General features: G+C 54.1%; 16 protein-coding genes. 7 read left to right on the top strand and 9 right to left on the bottom strand.

What is annotated here, in order from left to right; translation table 11 throughout:
- Positions 1-93: 93 nt before the first annotated feature.
- Positions 94-1,488 (bottom strand): MATE family efflux transporter, encoded by a 1,395-nt coding sequence (locus tag FOE74_RS12135; protein ID WP_149098891.1) that lies wholly within the window; start codon positions 1,486-1,488, stop codon positions 94-96.
- Between the two features lie 375 nt (positions 1,489-1,863).
- Between FOE74_RS12135 and FOE74_RS12130 the strand changes: the two genes are divergently transcribed.
- Positions 1,864-3,036: an amidohydrolase gene (locus FOE74_RS12130; protein WP_149098890.1), complete on the top strand. Its 1,173-nt coding sequence runs from the start codon at positions 1,864-1,866 to the stop codon at positions 3,034-3,036.
- A 192-nt stretch (positions 3,037-3,228) separates the two neighbouring features.
- Here FOE74_RS12130 and FOE74_RS12125 read toward each other — a convergent pair whose 3' ends face one another.
- Complete coding sequence (locus FOE74_RS12125) at positions 3,229-4,029, bottom strand: carbonic anhydrase (protein ID WP_225840792.1); 801 nt, start codon at positions 4,027-4,029, stop codon at positions 3,229-3,231.
- A gap of 218 nt (positions 4,030-4,247) precedes the next feature.
- On the opposite strand from FOE74_RS12125, the gene FOE74_RS12120 reads away from it, so the two are divergent.
- On the top strand, positions 4,248-6,056 hold the full coding sequence (locus FOE74_RS12120; RefSeq protein ID WP_149098889.1) for a glycoside hydrolase family 15 protein: 1,809 nt from the start codon (positions 4,248-4,250) through the stop codon (positions 6,054-6,056).
- Between the two features lie 30 nt (positions 6,057-6,086).
- The gene (locus FOE74_RS12115; RefSeq protein ID WP_149098888.1) at positions 6,087-6,887 is read left to right on the top strand and encodes an SDR family oxidoreductase; all 801 of its coding nucleotides are present in this window, start codon (positions 6,087-6,089) and stop codon (positions 6,885-6,887) included.
- Positions 6,888-7,229: 342 nt separating this feature from the next.
- On the opposite strand, the gene FOE74_RS21720 is transcribed toward FOE74_RS12115, so the two are convergent.
- From FOE74_RS21720 to FOE74_RS12100, 3 genes are all read right to left on the bottom strand, one after another.
- Positions 7,230-7,349 (bottom strand): DUF1016 N-terminal domain-containing protein, encoded by a 120-nt coding sequence (locus FOE74_RS21720; protein WP_225840791.1) that lies wholly within the window; start codon positions 7,347-7,349, stop codon positions 7,230-7,232.
- Positions 7,350-7,663: 314 nt separating this feature from the next.
- A complete protein-coding gene (locus tag FOE74_RS12105; RefSeq protein WP_149098887.1) occupies positions 7,664-9,700 on the bottom strand; it encodes a S9 family peptidase in 2,037 nt (678 codons plus the stop codon).
- 122 nt (positions 9,701-9,822) lie between these two features.
- The gene (locus tag FOE74_RS12100) at positions 9,823-10,386 is read right to left on the bottom strand and encodes a cupin domain-containing protein (protein WP_149098886.1); all 564 of its coding nucleotides are present in this window, start codon (positions 10,384-10,386) and stop codon (positions 9,823-9,825) included.
- A 273-nt stretch (positions 10,387-10,659) separates the two neighbouring features.
- Here FOE74_RS12100 and FOE74_RS12095 point away from each other — a divergent pair, with 273 nt between their 5' ends.
- The 4 genes from FOE74_RS12095 to FOE74_RS12080 all read left to right on the top strand — a co-directional run bounded on the left by FOE74_RS12095 (position 10,660) and on the right by FOE74_RS12080 (position 14,912).
- A complete protein-coding gene (locus tag FOE74_RS12095) occupies positions 10,660-10,905 on the top strand; it encodes an AbrB/MazE/SpoVT family DNA-binding domain-containing protein (RefSeq protein ID WP_149098885.1) in 246 nt (81 codons plus the stop codon).
- On the top strand, positions 10,896-11,219 hold the full coding sequence (locus FOE74_RS12090; RefSeq protein ID WP_149098884.1) for a type II toxin-antitoxin system PemK/MazF family toxin: 324 nt from the start codon (positions 10,896-10,898) through the stop codon (positions 11,217-11,219). The genes FOE74_RS12095 and FOE74_RS12090 overlap by 10 nt, the downstream gene beginning before the upstream one ends.
- Before the next feature lie 95 nt (positions 11,220-11,314).
- Positions 11,315-11,875, top strand: coding sequence for a hypothetical protein (locus tag FOE74_RS12085; protein WP_149098883.1), 561 nt, complete (start codon positions 11,315-11,317; stop codon positions 11,873-11,875).
- Positions 11,876-12,281: 406 nt separating this feature from the next.
- The gene (locus FOE74_RS12080; protein ID WP_149098882.1) at positions 12,282-14,912 is read left to right on the top strand and encodes a glycoside hydrolase family 3 protein; all 2,631 of its coding nucleotides are present in this window, start codon (positions 12,282-12,284) and stop codon (positions 14,910-14,912) included.
- Between the two features lie 396 nt (positions 14,913-15,308).
- On the opposite strand, the gene FOE74_RS12075 is transcribed toward FOE74_RS12080, so the two are convergent.
- From FOE74_RS12075 to FOE74_RS12060, 4 genes are all read right to left on the bottom strand, one after another.
- On the bottom strand, positions 15,309-15,755 hold the full coding sequence (locus FOE74_RS12075; RefSeq protein ID WP_149098881.1) for a hypothetical protein: 447 nt from the start codon (positions 15,753-15,755) through the stop codon (positions 15,309-15,311).
- 181 nt (positions 15,756-15,936) lie between these two features.
- Positions 15,937-16,617: a type 1 glutamine amidotransferase domain-containing protein gene (locus FOE74_RS12070; protein WP_149098880.1), complete on the bottom strand. Its 681-nt coding sequence runs from the start codon at positions 16,615-16,617 to the stop codon at positions 15,937-15,939.
- Positions 16,618-16,643: 26 nt separating this feature from the next.
- Positions 16,644-17,336, bottom strand: a complete 693-nt coding sequence (locus FOE74_RS12065) for a DsbA family oxidoreductase (RefSeq protein ID WP_149098879.1) — start codon at positions 17,334-17,336, stop codon at positions 16,644-16,646.
- 425 nt (positions 17,337-17,761) lie between these two features.
- Positions 17,762-18,829 carry a calcium:proton antiporter gene (locus tag FOE74_RS12060; RefSeq protein WP_149098878.1) on the bottom strand — a complete coding sequence of 356 codons (1,068 nt, stop codon included), beginning with the start codon at positions 18,827-18,829 and terminating at the stop codon, positions 17,762-17,764.
- Positions 18,830-19,222 lie beyond the last annotated feature (393 nt).

Below are 19,222 nucleotides of genomic sequence, written 5' to 3'. Positions count from 1 at the left end.
AACCCAAACCGGCGGCCCTGAGGGGTGTACCGGAAAGCCGTTCCAGGCCTGCTTTTCAGAAAACAGACCTGAAACGCTTGGTTAGTACAGTACCTAAATCTTCACCGTTTTCCACCGCCCTTTTTTGAAGAACCACCAACTGATGAGGGCGTGGAGGGAGTGGCTGCAGGCAATGGTGACAAAGATGCCGGTAGGCCCGAACCCCAGGTACACGGCCAGCAGGTACGCCAGCGGGATCTCCAGCACCCACAACACCACAATGTTGATAAAGGCCGGGGTTCTGGTGTCGCCGGCCCCGTTGAAGGCCTGCACCATCACCATGCCCAGCCCGAAGAAGATGTAGCCCAGGGTGATGATTCTTAGGCCCTCAGAGGCCAGCGCGATCACGGCCGGTTCCTTGGTGAAGAAGCTGGCCACGTGGTCCCCGAAGAAAAAGAAGGCCAGCGTGGCCAAACCCAGAAACACCATGTTGTACCGCGCAGTCAGCCACACCGCCAGCTCGGCCCGGCGGGGTTTGCCGGCCCCCAGGTTCTGGCCTACCAGCGTAGTGGCCGCCGAGGAAAGTCCCCAGGCGGGTAGTAGCGTGAACATGATCACCCGGAACGCAATGGTGTAGCCGGCTACCGCATTGCTCCCGAACTCGGCAATGATGCGGGTCAGGAAAATCCAGCTGGCAGATTCAATCATGAACTGCCCCATGCCGCCCACCGACACCTTCAGGATCTTGGTGACCACTTTAAACCGCAGTACCATGTTCTGGCGGGTGATCTTAAGCAGGTGCTGGCCGTTGAACAAATGGTACAATTGGTACACTACGCCCAAGCTTCGGCTGATGGTGGTGGCCCAGGCGGCCCCGGCCAGGCCAATCCCTTCCACCGGGCCCAGCCCGAAGATCAGCAGCGGGGCCAGCACGATGTTGATGCCGTTGGCGAACCACAAGGTGCGCATGGCCAGGTGCGGCTGTCCGGCTCCCCTGAAGGTACCGTTGATGAGAAACAGCAGGATAATGGCCAGGTTCCCGGCGAAGATGATGCGGGTGTAATCTACCCCTATGGCCAGCACCTCAGGCGAGGCCCCCATGAGCCGGAGAATGTCCTCTGCGAAGGCGAACGTGCCCAGGCCCATGAGCAGCGCCAGCACGGCCCCGGTCACCAGAAGCTGGAACGTGACGGTGCCCGCTTGCTGGTACTTCTTCTCGCCCACCCGGCGGGCCACCATGGCGGTGCCGGCCATGCTGATGCCCATGCCCACCGAGTACACGATCATGAGCACTGATTCTGTGAGGCCCACCGTGGCAATGGCGGCAGATCCCAATCGGCCCACAAAGAAGATGTCTACCACCGCAAATAGTGACTCCATGAGCATTTCCAGGATCATGGGCGTGGCCAGCAGCACAATAGAAGCTTTCAGGCTCAGGCGCGTATAGTCCTGCTCTTTTCCTTTCACGGCGTCCCAGATCAAGGGAATTAGCTCTTTGCGTGTTTTCATGGGAAGATGAAGATAAAAGGGGCTGCCCTTGTTTCTCATGGTGGCTCTGGAAAGCAAGGCAGCAGGCATGAAGTGGCGGAGCGATGCCCCTGCCGCCAGATGATATGTGTTTCTAGAGGGACAAGTACGGTGGCCAGCAGGCGAAGGTAGGGAAAAGGAAGAAAAACTAGTCTTTTTTTGGGCTCTCACCAATTACCGGGTTTCTCTGTTCTGGAGCCGCCAGTAGGCCTATGCCGGGAAAGCCTGATGAAGGGAGCTGCCGCGTTCTGTCCCTCTTCTGGATGCTCTGCTTAGAAAAGGTGGGGATAATGAAGGAAAAGATTAGATTCACGGAGCCATTTATCCAGTGAAACACTTACGGTTTATCTTCCCGTTATGCCACCAGACCCGTCCCCAGCCCTGAATGACCTTGTCCAGCTTCGGAAGTACCTGCACCAGCACCCTGAGCTCTCCGGGCAGGAGCAGGAAACGGCCCGCTTCTTACAGCGTTACCTGCAAGCGTTCCAGCCATCAGACCTGTTGAGCGGGCTGGGGAGCGGCACAGGGCTGGTAGCCCTCTGGGACAGCGGACAGCCTGGACCTACCATCCTGTTCCGGGCAGAGCTGGATGCCTTGCCCATTCCCGAAGAGGAGGCCGGTTCCGCTTTCCCTTATTTTTCCAGAAACGCCGGGGTTTCCCATAAGTGCGGGCATGACGGCCATGCCACCATGGTGGCCGGGTTGGCTCCTTTTTTACAGGAGAACCCACCAGCCCGGGGTAAAGTAGGCTTGCTGTTCCAGCCCGCCGAGGAAACCGGTGAAGGAGCCGCCGCCTTGCTGCAAGACCCCCGTTTCACCAACCTGAAACCAGATTATATTTTTGGGTTGCACAACCTGCCGGGCTTTCCGGAGGGGCAGGTGGTGTTGCGCGAGGGAGGGTTTTGTGCCGCCTCCCGAGGAATGCGCATTACCCTGGAAGGCAGAACCTCGCACGCCGCTGAGCCTGAGAAAGCACACTCCCCCGCCGCCTGCGTGGCACGCCTGCTCCAGGAACTGCCGCAGATTCCCCAACGCCTGGCTGCCCGGCAACTGGTCCTGCTCACGCTCACTCACGCGCGGCTTGGTGAACCCAGCTTCAGTATCACCCCGGGCATGGCCGTGGTACAGGCTACGCTCAGGGCCTTCCAGGAAACGGACATGCAGCAGTTGATAGCCACCACTGAACAGGTAGTGCGGCAAGAGGCCCAGGCGGCCGGTCTGGGGGTGCAGATCAGCTATGAAGAAGTATTCTCGGCCACGGAGAACCACCCGGAGGCCTTTGCCCTGCTCCAGACCGTGGCCCAGGAAGCAGGGGTAGACGTTGCCCTTCCCAAAGAACCGTTCCGGTGGTCAGAGGACTTCGGGCGTTATGCCCAAATAGCCAAGATAGGATTCTTTGGCCTGGGCGCGGGAGAACAACAACCCAACCTCCACCACCCGGCCTATGATTTCCCAGATCAGCTTATCCCGCACGGCCTGCGCATGTACCAGGCGCTGGTGGCAGCTTGCCTGGCCCCAGACTTGCCGTGAGCATTGGGGCAGCTATCTGATTCTTGCTTCTTTCTGCTGTTAGAGGAAAGGGCAGCCCGTCATCGCCCGCAGGACAAAAAAAACAGCCCGGAGACTTCCAGGTTTCCGGGCTGTTTTTCAGAATTCAGGTCAAAAAAGCAAGTATATTTTTTCGGAGGCAAGACACCTCTACCAGAGGAGAGACAGGGTGGCCTACAAGCCTGTGATGTCGTTCTTGGCGTACCGGGTGGCGGGCAGGTTCTGCATGGTTTCCTCCAGGAACTCCACCTTGCCCGTACCAAGGTTATACACGGCGCCCACAATCAGCAGATCGCCTCTCTGGTACGCCCGGCTCAGCACCGACTCCAGCTGGCGCAGTTCGTTCACCTGGTTGATGACGTTCAGCTTTACGGCCTGGTCAAGGTTGTTCGTGCCGGCGGCCAGGGCGGCGGGCTTGATGGAGTTGATGAGCGTGACAATGTGCCCGGGTGGGTTCTCGGGTCTTTTCAGGGCGGCACCCACGGCCCCACAGCCGCTGTGGCCCAGCACCACCACCAACTTGGTGCCCAGGTTCAGGTAAGAATATTCAATGGTGGCGTAGGTTGCCTCGGCCATTACCTGGCCGGCGGTACGGGCCACAAACAAATCACCAAAGCCCTGGTCAAACAGAATCTCGCCGGAAACCCGGGAGTCTGAGCAGCCCACAATGGTGGCAAACGGGGCCTGCCCCTCAGAGAGGCTTTTGATCAGAGCCGGGTCTTGGCGCGGGTGAATGCTGTGGCTCATCTGAAAGCGTGTATTGCCGCCCTTCAGTTTCTGGAGGGCGTAGTACGGGTTGGCGAAGGCCGAGTCACGGTTGACAATGTGGTTGGTTTTGCGCCACTTCGCTGATTTCATGTTCTCCGCGATGGTGATGGGCGCTCTTTCTTTCTGCGCGGTTCCGGCCCGCTGGGCGCAGGCCTGCTGCAGGGTCAGGAAAAAAACGAAACAGGCCAACAGGCTAGGGTATCTCATACGCATATCTCATTAGACGTTAGGAATAGTTCTAAAATACGTACTAACGGTAGTGCTGTGCCAGGGGTTATCCTGCAAAGGGTAGTTACAGAATAGAACACTTACGGGGCATTGGTAGTATTTAAGGGAAGGTGCGGCAGCCGGAGGAGAAGAAATAGCTTCTCCGGGTGCAGCTTCGGCTGGCTGCCTCACCTCCTTTACGTCCAAAGCAAGCGCACATGCCTTACCAGCCCATAGAGAATTACGGAATCATAGGGGACTTGAACACCGTGGCCTTGGTGGGGCTGAACGGGTCTATTGATTTCATGTGTTTCCCCAACTTTGATTCGCCCAGCATCTTCGCGGCCCTGCTGGATGCCGAAAAAGGCGGCAGTTTTCTGATAGAGCCTCTTTTCAAGGAAAGGAAAACAAAGCAGCTGTACCTGCCAGAAACCAACGTGTTGCTGACCCGCTTCCTGTCGGCGGAAGGGGTAGGGGAAATCACCGACTTTATGCCCGTGGAGGAACTGTTCAGCGGCAAGGAATTGGTGCGGCGGGTGACCACCATCAGGGGCGAGGTGAAATACCAGATGCAGTGCAGGCCCCGGTTCAACTATGGCCGCAGCGAGCATACCGTAGAGCGGGTGTCAGAGAACGAAGTGCTTTTCTCCTGCCAAGAGGGCGGTTCCATCGTTCTGCGCCTGCTGAGTTCGGTGCCGTTGCAGGTGACCGGCACAGATGTGGTGGCAGAGTTCACCTTAGGGCCCACCCAAACCGCTGACTTCATTTTAGAGCACGTAGGCCAGGAGCACCCCAAAGGCGAAGACTTTGAGGCTTTCGTGACGAAGAGTCTGTTTGAGACCGTGAACTACTGGCAGAACTGGGTAAGCCAATCTACCTATACCGGCCGGTGGCGCGACACGGTCAATCGATCGGCGCTGGTCTTGAAGCTGTTGATCTCGCACCAGCACGGCTCCATTGTGGCTTCTCCTACGTTTAGCCTGCCGGAGAGCATCGGCGGAGGCCGAAACTTTGATTACCGTTTCACCTGGATCAGAGACGCCTCTTTCTCCATGTATGCCTTGATCAGGCTGGGCTACACCAAAGAAGCCGGCCATTTCATGCATTGGGTGGAGGCCGTCTGCCAGGACATCAAAGGACAGGACCGGCTGGGCATTATGTATTCCCTGGATGGGCACCGGCAACTGGAGGAAAAAGAACTGGACCACTTTGAAGGGTACAAGCAATCTTCGCCCGTCAGGATTGGGAACGATGCCTACGGCCAGTTGCAGCTGGACATCTATGGCGAACTCATGGATTCTGTGTACCTCTCAGACAAATACGGTGACCCGATTTCGTATGATTTCTGGAAAAGCCTGGAGAAACACCTGGACTGGCTCACCCTCAACTGGAACCAGCCCGACGAGGGCATCTGGGAGGTACGGGGTGGCCGGAAGAATTTCCTGTACTCCAGGCTGCTCTGCTGGGTGGCCTTTGACCGGGCTATCAGGATTGGCACCAGCCGGTCTTTCCCCTTGAAAGAGGAATGGCGCACCCAGCGCGACAAGATCTTCAACAGCATCTTCACCGATTTCTGGGACGAGGAGAAACAGGCGTTCATGCAGTACCCCGGCGCCCAGACCGTTGATGCGGCCACGCTGCTCATGCCGCTGGTGCGGTTTATCAGCCCCAAAGACCCGCGGTGGCTTTCCACGCTCAAACGCATTGAAGAGGAACTGGTGTCAGACTCGCTGGTGTACCGCTACCGACAAGACCTGGCCGCCCCAGACGGGTTCGTAAGCCACGAAGGCACCTTCTCCATGTGCTCCTTCTGGTACGTAGAATGCTTGTCGCGCTCAGGGCAGGTGGAGAAGGCCCGGTTTTACTTCGAGAAAATGCTGGGTTACGCGAACCACCTGGGCTTGTACGCCGAGCAACTGGGTTTCCAGGGCGAGCACCTGGGTAACTTCCCGCAGGCGTTCACCCACCTGGGGTTGATCAGTGCCGCCTATAACCTGGACCGGCAGTTAAATAAACGAAATGCTTAAGCGCGTTTCTTCACTGTAAATAAGAAAACCATGGCAAAACAGACCGCACAAACCGTATTAGTGACCGGCGCCAGTTCAGGCATTGGGCAAGGAATCGCCATCGCCTTCGGGCGGCAGGGCGCCAACGTCATCATCAATTACCACGGCGATGAAGAAAGCGCCCGCGATACCCTGAAGCAGGTAGAACAGGGCGGCGGCAAAGGCATTCTCTGCCAAGCCGATGTGGGCAAGGAAGAAGACGTTGCCCGCCTGTTCCAGGAAGCCCTGGACGCTTTTGGCACCGTAGATGTGCTGGTGAGCAACGCGGGTATCCAGAAAGACAGTGCCTTCTCTGAGATGACGCTGGAGCAGTGGAACAAGGTCATGACCACCAACCTCACCGGCTATTTCCTGTGCGCCCGTGAAGCCATCAAGATCTTCGATAAGAAAAGTGAGGTGGGGCCCGAAGGAAAAGCCAAAGGCAACATCATCTTCATGAGCTCGGTGCATGACATCATTCCCTGGGCCGGGCACGTGAACTACGCCTCGTCTAAAGGCGGTATTCTTATGCTCCTAAAATCACTGGCCCTGGAAGTTGCCCCTAAAAAGATACGCGTGAACGGCATCTCGCCAGGCGCCATCGCCACGGACATTAACGCCGATGTGTGGCAGGACGAGGAAAAGAAGAAAGAGCTCATGAAGCTTATTCCCTACCAGCGCATCGGTCTGCCTGAGGACGTGGCCAAGGTAGCCACTTGGCTGGCCTCACCCGAGAGCGACTACATCACCGGCACCACCATCTACGTAGACGGCGGCATGACCCTGTATCCCGGTTTTGTGGATAACGGCTGAGGTCTGTTTTTAGGCTTATTTTATGAAAGAAGCAAAAATCGCCTCATCAGGAGTACTGGTGAGGCGATTTGCGGTTGAGAAAGGTAGATGGTGTTCGGGGCCTGTTTTTAGTAAATATGAGGAAATGATGCATAAATCCGCTCTGTAATAACCCCTATTTAGCCTTAAGAAAATTAGCGTCTTGATGTGATCAGCGCTACTTTTCTTAAGGCTACTTTAGCTTGATGACTTGTTAGATTAAACTTTGCCCTCTTTGGTGAGCGTGGTATAGATGTATTGGATGATGTAGATGAAAAGGGGCATTGGAGGTAATTCAACATTCATAGGATATACAATCAAATATCAAAGGAGTGAGAACCGGTGAAACAGCATGCTTTTCATCTGCCGTTTCAGCTCGCGCACCCTCCAGTTTTCTTTTTCGCATTGCTTGGCATAAAAGCTGATTTCAAGGTCATTGTTCACTTTCAGGATTTCATCCTAGTGGCCCCTTCCCAATTGGTGGGACAGTGTCTCACTATTTTGAAAAGCTTGGTAAAGCATCCGCATATAGAAGCAGGTTGGAGCGGCCAAAACCCTTTCTATAACTTTGGGTAATGTCTTTTGATGGCCGGACTAACGTGATGGATTTTCCCTTATTTTCTACCAAACAAAAAGAGCCCAGAAATGCCTTTCTGAGCTCTTTTTGCAAAAACAGTTTGAAACCAACTTCGGGTATATCCAAGCCTCCTTCGGCAAGAAGAAAACTGATGCCGGAATAAATGAAAGTAGGTAGCGGCTTACTTTTCAGCCGTTTTAGGCGGAGCCAAGGTGACGCTGTTCACGTCAACGGTGATTTCCTTCAACCGCGTGGCAACTGCCGGAGACATCGATTCCTGGTAACGGCCGCCTAGGTGCTTGGCCAGGAATTTCTCGGCCGCGGCCAGCATGGCCATGTTGTTCACGGGGCGGGCAAAACCGTGGCCTTCGTCTGGGGCCACTATGTATTCCACTGGAAAGCCACGGGTACGGAGGGCGATGACAATCTGGTCAGATTCGGCCTTGTTTACCCGTGGGTCATTGGCGCCCTGCACTACCATCAACGGGGCTTTGATCTTGTCTGCGGAGTTCAGCGGCGATTGGCGGGCGAGCTGTTCTTTGCCTTCGGGGGTATCCAGGTCACCCATGCGTTCTGAGAACACCTTCCGGATAGATTCCCAGTACGGCGGAATGGTGCCCAGCAGGGTGTGCAGGTTAGACGGGCCCACAATGGAAACGCCGGCGGCATACACCTCAGGGGTGAAGGCCAGCCCGGCCAGGGTAGCGTAGCCGCCGTACGAGATGCCCATGATGCCTACCCGTTTAGGGTCAATGGTGCCTTGCGCAATGAGATGTTTCACGCCCCAGGTAATATCATCCTGCATTTTCTGGCCCCACTCTTTGTTTCCGGCGTTCAGGAATTCTTTCCCGTACCCGGTAGAACCTCTGAAGTTGGGCGAGAGCACTGCATACCCGCGGTTGGCCAGGAATTGGTGGTAGCTGTTGTAGCCCCACAAGTCGCGGGCCCAGGGGCCACCGTGCGGAACCACTATCAAAGGCAGGTTCTTCCCGGTGGAGTTCTTAGGCAAGGTAAGGTAGGCGGGTATCTCCAGGCCGTCAGATGACTTGTACCGGATAACCTGCATAGGAGCCAGATCCTTCACCGGTAATTTCGGCCGCGGCCGGTATTGAAACGTTAACTGTTTAGTTTTGCGGTCAAACAGGTGTACTTCCCCGGGGTTCACATCGCTTAGAATGTTCACCATCCAGTACTGCTCATCCTTAGTGGAAGAACCAAGGAGAACCATTTGGCCCGGAAACTTCTTCTCTACCACACTGAAGTCTTTTTCATAAGTTTTGTCTTTCCAGGTACGGCGCATTTTGTCGTCTTGGTACGTGATAGCAATAGGGGCATGGGTCACTTCTGAAAGAAGTACCTGGCCCACGTCTACCCGGTTTTTAGGGTCTGTTTCTACCAGTTCTTCTTTGAGGGTGACGGGGTCTATCAACACCAGTTGTTGCAGGTTGCGGGAGCCTTTATCGGTTTTGAGGTAGAAACGCTGGTTGTCTTTGTGGAACCCTACCGGAACGCTCGTCTCAAAAACGGTGGTGCTGTAAATAGGCTTCAGTTCTTTGTCCTCTACGCGCAGGATCTCCGCGCTACCGTCTGGCTTGGAGCGGGTGGCCAGGCGTAGTTTATCGTTCCAGTCGAAAGTCCAGCCCGTGATGCGGTCGGTGTTCTGCCGTACCAGCGTCTTTTCGCCGGTGGTCAGGTCTAGGCGGTACAGGTCATGCCAGGCCTTGTCGCGGTCGTTCAGCCCTACATACAAGATGTTGGGTTCTGACTCTGACATGTGGTACAACATTACCCGGGTGTTGGGCACGTTGGTCAGGTTGCGGGCCGCGGGAACCTCCTGCCCGGAAGTTAGTTTTTGGCTGGGCTGCACCGCATAGAGATGGAAGTTCTCATTGCCGCCTTTGTCCTGCACGTACAGCAGGGTTTTCCCGTCTTCAGACCAGGAGTAGGTAGCGATGGGGCGGGTGGTATCGGCGGTCATGGGCTTCCCGGCCGTAAAGGGTTCTTCGCGCTTCTTTACCCAGATGTTGCGCGTGCCTTTGTAGGGTTTGATGAAGGCGATAAAGGAGCCATCGGGCGAGATCTGCGCATTAACGATTTCCGGGTCCCCGAAGAAGATTTCCCGGTCAATGAGCGCGGGCAACTGGTTCGTCTGCGCCACCAAGGGCGACGACCCCAGCAGCAGGGCGAATACCAAAAGTAAGCGGGTAGTTTTAAACATGGTTTTATTGGGTTAGGTGAATTGAAAGCCTGAAAGTGAATCTGCCTGGGGGAGTAGCGGCTATGATAGCGTGATGGGAACCAGTAAACCAAAAGACGGCTGAAGGGAGGGAAGCGCAGACCTTAGTCCACGGCCAGAGGTGGGCCTACCACCTCCATCTCATGATGGTCTTTGAAAAGCTTCGCGATCTGCACCTGGGTGGGCTCTTCCTTCAAGGCAGACATGGCCACAAAGAATTCTTCCAGCTTGCCGGCGGGCTGCAGCATCACGGTCATCTTGCCGGTGGGGCTTACCTGTGTCCAGGCGTGGGGTACTTGGCGGGGCAGGAAAATGCTTTCCCCGGCCGTTAACCTGAATTTTTCCTGCCCTACCAGAAACCGGTATTCCCCTTGCAGCACCTGAAAAATCTCGTCCTGCAGGGGGTGCACGTGCACCGGCGTTCCCCTACCCGGAGAAAGGCTGGTCTGTTCAAAAATGGCCAGCGCACCGTGGGTGTCCTTGCCAGATACCTTTACATCCAGTACATTGGCATTCACGCCTTTCAAGGTGAGGTGCCCGTGGTACCTTCCCTCGCCCGAGGCTACTTTAAAGCCTTTCCGCGTTTTAGGGCTGATTTGCCAAAAAGGGGTGAAAGATAGAAGGGGAGCCGATGCCAGAAGGATACTTAAAAACCTGCTTCTTTTCATGCGTCATGAAGGGTAGAAAGCTGGAAGTCTTACATGCGTGCGGGCAGAAGGGTGTTCTGGCTATCTGCTTGGGAGACAGGAGATAACGACGATGGGCCACCGAAGATAGCATTTGTTTTGGCGTATCAAAGCATATGGAGACAATATCTGCTTCTGCGTGGTGGTGGCCTGTCTGTTTATACCCTAGTTACCTATAATTGGAAAATTCAGAACTTCAACTTGAAGAAAAGCGTTAATGTAATAACTTTGTAATTACATTAACGCTTTTCAACTATGGAAGTATCAATTATTCAGATAGGAAATTCTAAAGGGCTCCGATTGCCCAAGTCCATTCTAGATAGATACAATATCAAGGATAAGGTTGAGCTGATTTTCGAAGAAGGGCAGATCATACTAAAGCCAGTTGAGCAGCCAAGAAAAGGCTGGGACAAAGCTTTCAAGAAAATGCATGAGAAAGGTGATGATCAACTTCTACTCAACGATGTTTTTGATGATGAAAACTTTGAGGAATGGAAGTAAATCAATATGAAATCGTGCTGGTGAACCTTGATCCGACTGTAGGGAGTGAAATTCAGAAAACCAGGCCTTGTGTGGTGATTTCACCTAATGAGATTAACCATAACCTTAGGACCGTGGTCATTGCGCCAATGACTACAAAAAGCCGCACCTACCCGACACGGGTAAAAGTAAAACATAACAGCCAGACTGGCTGGGTAGTTATAGATCAGATAAGGACAATCGACAAAATCCGGATTGTTAAGAATTTGGGGCAACTGAATTCTTCTGAAGCCGCGGCATGTAAAAGAATTATAAAAGAAACCTTTGTTGACTGATAAAAAGAACAACTATAGGTAACAGGTAGTATATACAAAACCCTTGCTCCGTTGCGGGCTTTGTATATACTACCTGTTATCAGTAATTTCTAGTAATGAATAAGCACCCTCACAACGACCTAACTATTGAAGTGTTTGATGACCCTATCTATAAATTGGATTCGGCAGACAACAACTCCAATTATGCCAAACATTACCTTGGTAGTGGTGCGCGTGAATTTCCTACTTCAAAACACGGGATTAGAATTTATAAAGAAGAAGAGGAAATAAGCAGTTGTATCATTATAGGTTCAGGAGGTGCAACTGGAATTCAAGAGCAATCTTCCATCATAGAAAATGATAATATACTCATCTGTTGCTGTGACACAGTTTTCTGCCTTGCTCTACCCGATTTGGAGCTGAAATGGAAAACACAGGCAGACCAAGCCACCTGCTTTGGCATTTACAAGATTCAGGACGGCTTTATAGTACATGGCGAAATTGAAATATCTCGCTTGGACAACCTAGGAAATATAAAATGGAGCTTTGGGGGTGCGGACATTTTCGTTTCTATTGACGGTGAGGAATCTTTCAAACTAGAGCCAGACCATATAGAATTGACCGACTTCTATAACAGGAAATATAAAATAGATTTTGAGGGTAATCCAATTCAATAGTAGCCTAAAAGAAAAGAAAACAGCAGGTAAAAAGGTACATAAGTCATGCTACTTCTGACGGCCTTGCACGCCTCATGTACAAGGCGATTTCCTGAAAACACTCCCAAAATAGCTTCCGCGGAAGCAACCACAAAAGGAAAGAGGAAAAGCTACCGTTGACTACTCCTGAACAAATAGAAAACAGTCTTGCTCTTCTTTTTTCAAGGCCCATGATGTCTTCGCTGGTATCTTCTGTTTCTGGGCAATTTTGGAGAAAAAAGCCCCAAACAGGAAACTTCCTCTCCTCGTCACTTTAAAGCGAATAGTGCAAGAATAGGAGGGAAAGGAGAAAACTTACCCCGGTTACTACGGAAATGTAGAATATTTTCCTCAAATTAGACGGCACAACCACCCTTTGCCGAAATCCATGAAGAAAATCCATGCTTTGTTCCTCCTTTGTGCCATCGTTGGCATAAGTGCGTTTACCCTTCGGCCCGAAGAAGAGTATGCCTATCCGTTCCAGGACCCCTCTCTTACGGTAGAGGCCCGGGTGAATGACCTGGTGTCAAGGCTCACCCTGGAAGAAAAGGTAGCCCAGATGCTGAACGCGGCCCCCGCCATTGACCGCCTGGGCATTCCCAGTTACGACTGGTGGAACGAGGTCTTGCACGGCGTGGCCCGTACCCCGTACAAAGTCACCGTTTTCCCCCAGGCCATCGGCATGGCCGCCACCTTTGACACCACCTCCCTGCAGCAGATGGCCGATTTTTCGGCACTGGAAGGCCGGGCCATCTACAACAAAGCCATCGCTGACGGCAAAGGCGGGCAGCGCTACGTGGGCCTCACCTACTGGACGCCCAACATCAACATCTTCAGAGATCCGCGCTGGGGCCGGGGCCAGGAAACCTACGGCGAAGACCCGTTCCTGACCGCCATGCTGGGCCGGGCGTTCGTGCGCGGCTTGCAGGGCGATGACCCCAAATACCTGAAAGCCGCGGCCTGCGCCAAGCACTACGCCGTGCACAGCGGCCCAGAGCCCGAGCGCCACGTGTTCAACGCCACCGCCACACCCTATGACCTTTGGGATACCTATCTGCCGGCCTTCGAGGAACTGGTGGTGAACGCCAAGGTGGCCGGCGTCATGTGCGCCTACAACGCCTACAAAGGCCAACCCTGCTGCGGAAGCGATGAGCTCATGAACGACATCCTGCGCAACCAATGGCAGTTCACCGGCTACGTGACCTCCGACTGCTGGGCCATTGACGACTTCTTCAAAAACCACAAAACCCATCCAGACGCCGCCTCGGCCTCCGCGGATGCCGTCATGCACGGTACTGATATTGACTGCGGCACAGATGCCTACAAAGCCCTGGTGCAGGCCGTGAAAAACAGCCAGATCACTGAGCGCATGATTGACGTGTCGGTGAAGCGGTTGTTCACCATCCGGTTCCGGTTGGGCATGTTTGACCCGGCGGCCATGGTGGCTTATGCCCAGACCCCGCTGAGTGTGCTGGAAAGCGCGCCGCACAAAGCCCATTCGCTCAAGATGGCACAGCAGTCTATGGTGCTCCTCAAAAATGACAAGAACACCCTGCCGCTCAGAAAGAACCTGAAGAAGATTGCCGTGGTGGGTCCCAACGCGGACAACGCCATTGCGGTGCTGGGCAACTACAACGGCACGCCTTCTGAGATTGTGACCGCGCTGCAAGGCATCAAAAACAAAGTAGGGGCCGGTACCCAGGTGGTGTATGAACGCGCCTCTACCTTCACCAGAGACACGCTGCTGGTCTACACCAACATTGCCCCGCAGTTGAGCTTTGAGGGCAAGCCCGGCGTGAAGGCCGAGTACTTCAACAACAAAGACCTGAAAGGTTCGCCCGTGGCCGCCCGTCAAGAAGCCGGCATCAACAACTTCTGGCAAGAGGGGGAAACGGTGGTGGGCAGCATGAAAGCCTACAATTTCTCGGCCCGCTACACCACAGATTTCACCGCTTCCGCCACCGGCTCTATCATGCTGGAAGTGGAAGGCGATGACGGCTACCGCATTTCAGTAGACGGCAAAGAACAGCTGAACGCCTGGGAGCGCAACCGCTGGGGCGCCCGAAACTTTAAGCTGAACACCACGCAAGGGCAGAAGTACCGGATTGTGCTGGAGTACTACCAGGACGGGGGCAAAGCTTCTGTGGCCCTGCGGGCCGGTAACTTCGCCAAAACCGACTTCAAAGCCCTGGCCAACCGTATCAAAGACGCAGACGCCATCATCTACGTGGGCGGCATCTCGCCGCAGCTGGAGGGCGAGGAGATGAAGGTGAACGAACCCGGCTTCAACGGCGGCGACCGTACCTCTATCCTGTTGCCCAAAGTGCAGACCGACTTAATGAAGGAACTGAAAGCCACCGGCAAGCCCGTAGTGTTCGTGATGATGACTGGCAGCGCCATCGCTATTCCGTGGGAGGCCCAGAACCTTCCGGCCATTGTGAACGCCTGGTACGGCGGGCAGTCGGCGGGGACGGCCATCGCTGATGTGCTGTTCGGGGACTATAACCCGGCGGGCCGTTTACCGGTTACTTTCTACAAAAGCGACCAGGACCTACCCGGCTTCGGCGATTATTCCATGGAGAACCGCACCTACCGCTACTTCAAGGGACAGCCCCTGTATGGATTCGGGCATGGCCTGAGCTACACCACCTTCACCTATGACAAATTGGAGCTCCCTAACAACGCTAAACCCAACAGCAAGGTGCGGGTAAGCGTGCGGGTCACCAACTCCGGTAAAATGGACGGCGAAGAGGTGGTGCAGCTGTACGTGACCCGGCAAGCCGATGGCTTCCGGACTCCGGTGAGAGCCCTCAAAGGATTTGAGCGCATCGCCCTGAAACGCGGCGAGAGCAAGGTGGTGGATTTTGAGCTTCGGCCGCAAGACCTAGCTTTGATTGCCGGAGACGGAACCACCAAGCACGTGCCGGGCAACGTCACCATCAGCGTGGGCGGAAGCCAGCCAAATGCCCAAACCAGAAAGAGCAAGAAAACGGTAGAGGGAACCTTGGCGTTGAAGTAGCTATTAGGAGAAGCCTCTATAGGGGATGAGTTTGGCCTCCTGTTTTTGCCTTGTTTCTATGAAAGCAAGGGGAAAACAGGAGGCTTTTTCATGGGTTCCTTTTCTGGTGAAAGAGCTTCAGATATCCGGAGAGAAACAATTCAAGCGCCTACCGAATTAGGGGAGGTTTTCCCTTACCAATGAGGTATTTTCTTGCCCGTTGCCGGCGCCTCTCAGGTTCAGCAATGCCCCTTTTGAGGCGGTCGCCTCACTGGAGTTGGAAACTTCAGTGCGTGGTGGGTCCAAGTTAGAAACTTGAACCAGAGAAAGAAAAAAGCCCCTACACCTCAAGGGGCAGGGGCAAGGTATGGGAAACAGAACTTTTCTGGATTAGAAGCCTGTCAACCGGAAGAGGGGTTATAGTCCCAGATCTCTGTTTTCTTTGAGGCGTTTGGCTTTGCTGCTTTCTTCCAGTTCCTCAAAGAGGTTGTTGTGGAACGTGAACGTGTGCATTTGCCAGATGTCATTGGCCCGGTAGTACATGATTCTGAAGACCAGCGGCTGCACCTGGTGCTTGACCAGATACGTGTACATCATCACGTTGGGCCCTGCTGTTCTTACGGCCAGGTTCTCCACCCCAAAATAACGACCAGACACCTCCACTTGCCGCTTTAGCTGCATTTTCATGTCCACGCCAAGGGGCATGGGCATGTTGGTGGATTGGGCGAAAAGATAGTCCAGGGCTTTGTCTGTGTTTCCGGTTTGGTACAGGGCAAAGAACTTCTGAGACATCTGGTCTGGCGAGGTTTGCGCAAAAGAGACGTGAAACGCCAAAAACAGGAGGAGGGTAAAAACTGGTTTCATACACTGGCTTTAGGGGTGGCTGATCAAGAACTGAGCACGCTCCAGACACGGGGGCTGCGCATGGTTTGAATATAGTGTTTTTCTATTAATTCATCGGCGTGTAGCCGCAAGTTTCTTTCCTGGGCCAAGGGCATTAAAAAACCGGCAAGGTGTTCTTGCCGGTTTTTCTGAAAATGGGTGTTTACTTCCTGAGCAGTTTCAGCAGTTTCTGGGCGGCTTCTTCTGAGGAGGCCGGATTCTGGCCCGTGATCAACAATCCGTCCTGCACCACGTGCACGGCCCAGTCTTCTTTTTTGGAAAAAAGGCCGCCTCGGCTTTTCAGTTCGTCTTCCAGCAGGTAGGGCACCACCTGGGTAAGGCCCACGGCTTCTTCTTCGGTGTTGGTGAAGCCGGTTACCTGTCGGCCTTTCACCAATGGGTCGCCGTTTTCTGCTTTGGCGTTGAGCAAAGCCGCCGGGGCGTGGCAGACGGCCGCCACGGGCTTCTGGGTTTTCCAGAAATCCTCAATGAGCTGCAAAGAGGGGGCGTTCTCATACAGGTCCCACAGGGGGCCGTGCCCGCCCGGGAAGAAGATGGCGTCAAAGTCTTTGGCAGATACCTCAGATACTTTCTTGGTGTCAGCGAGCAGCGCTTGCAGGGCCTGGTCTTCTTTGAAGCGCTGGGTGGCTGGGGTCTGGCTTTCGGGGGCTTCGCTTTTGGGGTCAATGGGCGGCTGGCCGCCTTTGGGCGAAGCCACGGTGACTTCGGCACCGGCATCCTGGAACACGTAGTAGGGGGCCGCGAATTCCTCTACCCAGAAACCGGATTTCTCGCCGGTGTCACCCAGCTCGCTGTGCGAGGTTAAGACCATTAGTATTTTCATCTTGTTTTTTCTAAAAGGTGGTAAAATCAATCACAGGTTCCGTCTGGGGCGCAGGAGGCACCTTCAGTGTTCATCAACTGAGGCTTTTCCTCGTCCCAAACCTTTTCCAGTACTTCCTGGAAGAGCTCAGTGGGTTGGGCACCCGAGACGGCGTACTTGTCATTGAACACGAAGAAGGGGACGCCTCTTACGCCCACCTGCTGCGCCTGATAGATGTCATGCTGCACGTCCTGGGCGTAGGTGTCGGCTTGCAGGGCTTGTCTGATTTCTTCCCCGTCAAGGCCTACTTCCTGGCCTAACTGCACCAGCGTGTCCAGGTCGCCTAGGTCTTTGCCTTGGGTATAATAGGCGGCAAAGAGGCGCTCTTTCATCTGGTCTTGTTTCTGGTGCTCTTTGGCCAGGTGCAGCAGCCGGTGGGCGTCAAAGGTATTGTTGATGATGGCCTTGTCAAAGTCATAGTGCAGGCCTACTTCTTTGGCTATTTGGGTCATGTGGTCGTTCATCTGCTTGCCTTCAGCGGCAGTGGTGCCTTTGCGTTTGCCCAGGTACTCGTGCACCGACTGGCCCGGCACCGGTTTCAGGTCAGGGTCCAGTTGGAAACTGCGCCAGATGACCTCAACCTTCTCCTTGCCCGGAAACGCTTCCAACGCCTTCTCAAACCTCCGTTTGCCTATGTAACAAAAAGGGCAAACCACATCTGACCATATCTCTACTTTCATGCTGTTTTTCTTTAACTGGTGAATAATCGCCGTTAAATTTAATACTAGTACCGCGCCGGAATGTTTTAGAAGGCAGGTGTAGGCAGGTATCTTCTAAGTAACCAGGGCCGCCTGATCAGAAGACAATAAATACAGGAGCACCAGGCCGCAGCAAAGCATAAGGCCCGGGAAACGTGTTTCAGGGCTGTTTTCTGGCAAGGGGACCTGAAACGGAAACGGTTCTGGGCACCAACAAGCAGGGCAGCCCCTTGCGGAACTGCCCTGTTATCTGAAAAGCGGATGATGGTCTGAAACATTTGGATCTTGCCTGAGGCGACGCTCTTTTCAAAGGTGCCATAAAACGGTCACCGCTACCTGTGCTTTCTTTTCAGAAGGCCGGCTTTACAGGAAAAAGAGCATCGGCCAGGGGCCGTTTCGCTTCTGGCTTACGGGTGGATGATCAGGAAGATAAAGGCGGCCAGGTTCACCAGCAGCACCACGCCGTAGATGATATTGGTTCGGCCGCTGGCCAACGACAGCATCACCGTGAACACCGAGAGCCCCAGCAAGATGATGGACTTGATGTCCAGCCCCAGGATCAGGTTCATGTTGAGCATACCGCTCACCACCGCCACACACGGAATGGTTAACCCAATACTTGCCAACGCAGAGCCCAGCGCCAGATTCAAACTGGTCTGCAACTGATTGTTGCGGACGGCAATAATGGCGGCAATCCCCTCAGGGAGGAGGATCACGGCAGCAATGATCACGCCTACCAGGGCTTTGGGCAGATCATAGCTGATAATCACGCTTTCAATGGTAGGAGAAAGGGTTTTAGCCAGTAACACCACAATGCCCAGACTCAGGATCAAAATGGCCAGGCTCATGGCAAACACCTTGTTGGTGACCTGTACGCCCGCCGGTTCATCCTCTTCGGTGGTAGACAGAAAATATTCGCGGTGCCTCTTGGTTTGGGCAAACAGAAAAAAGCCATAGATGACAAGGCAGGCCACGGAGACAAAGATAAGCTGGGGAGTGGAGTAATAAGGCCCCTGTATACTGGTGGTGAACGTAGGGAAGATGAGCGTGAGGATAATAATGGAAACCAATGACACCAGCGCAATGGTGGCCGAATGCTTGGAGAAGATCTGCTCATGGAATTTCAGGCCGCCAATGAAAAGACAGAGCCCCACAATGCCGTTCAGGATCAGCATAGTGGCCGAGAAAACCGTATCCCTGGCCAGTACCGACGTCCGTTCGCCGCCTGAGATCATAAGGGAGATAATGATGGACACCTCAATCACCGTGATGGCCACGGCCAGGATGATGGTACCAAATGGTTCTCCCACCCGGTGGGCGATCACCTCAGAGTGGTGGACCGCCGACATCACGCTCAAAATCAACAGGATGCCCGCCACCATCTGGAAAACGCCGCTCTCATGGATCAAGCCCGAGAAAAACAAACCCCAGGCCAGTAAGGGGATCAAGGTGGTCCATTGTAAGAATAATTTCATAGTAGGTAGGTATAAGGTATGAATGAAAACCCAAGGAACTTGAGTCAAATAGGATACGGCTTTTAGACTGGGGCCTGCTCCCTTTTACGGGCGTTGCGGCAGGTAAAATACTGGCCAGAATCCCCTAAGATACTATTTTGCCGGGTATGTCCTTCGCGCGCCAGGCAGGAAGCTGCCGTTTCCGGAGGCTTTTTCTGCCAACCAGCCCCAACCGTGGCTTCTCCTTAAGCGGCCCCTCGGGCAAAACCCGAAGGCTTGGAAATAGGAAAACACCCAACCCAGGAAGGCCCCCTGACAGGCAGGTAACCAAGAAAACAACGCTTTTTTGCTAGGTTTGTTGGTTTATAGCCGCCCATATACCGTAAGAAAAACCGGCTCAAGGAGAGAGAATGG

The organism is Rufibacter glacialis, from assembly GCF_008271745.1.
Classification (GTDB): domain Bacteria; phylum Bacteroidota; class Bacteroidia; order Cytophagales; family Hymenobacteraceae; genus Nibribacter; species Nibribacter glacialis.
Note: the sequence above shows the minus strand (reverse complement) of the source record. Positions and strands in the feature narration are given on the sequence as shown.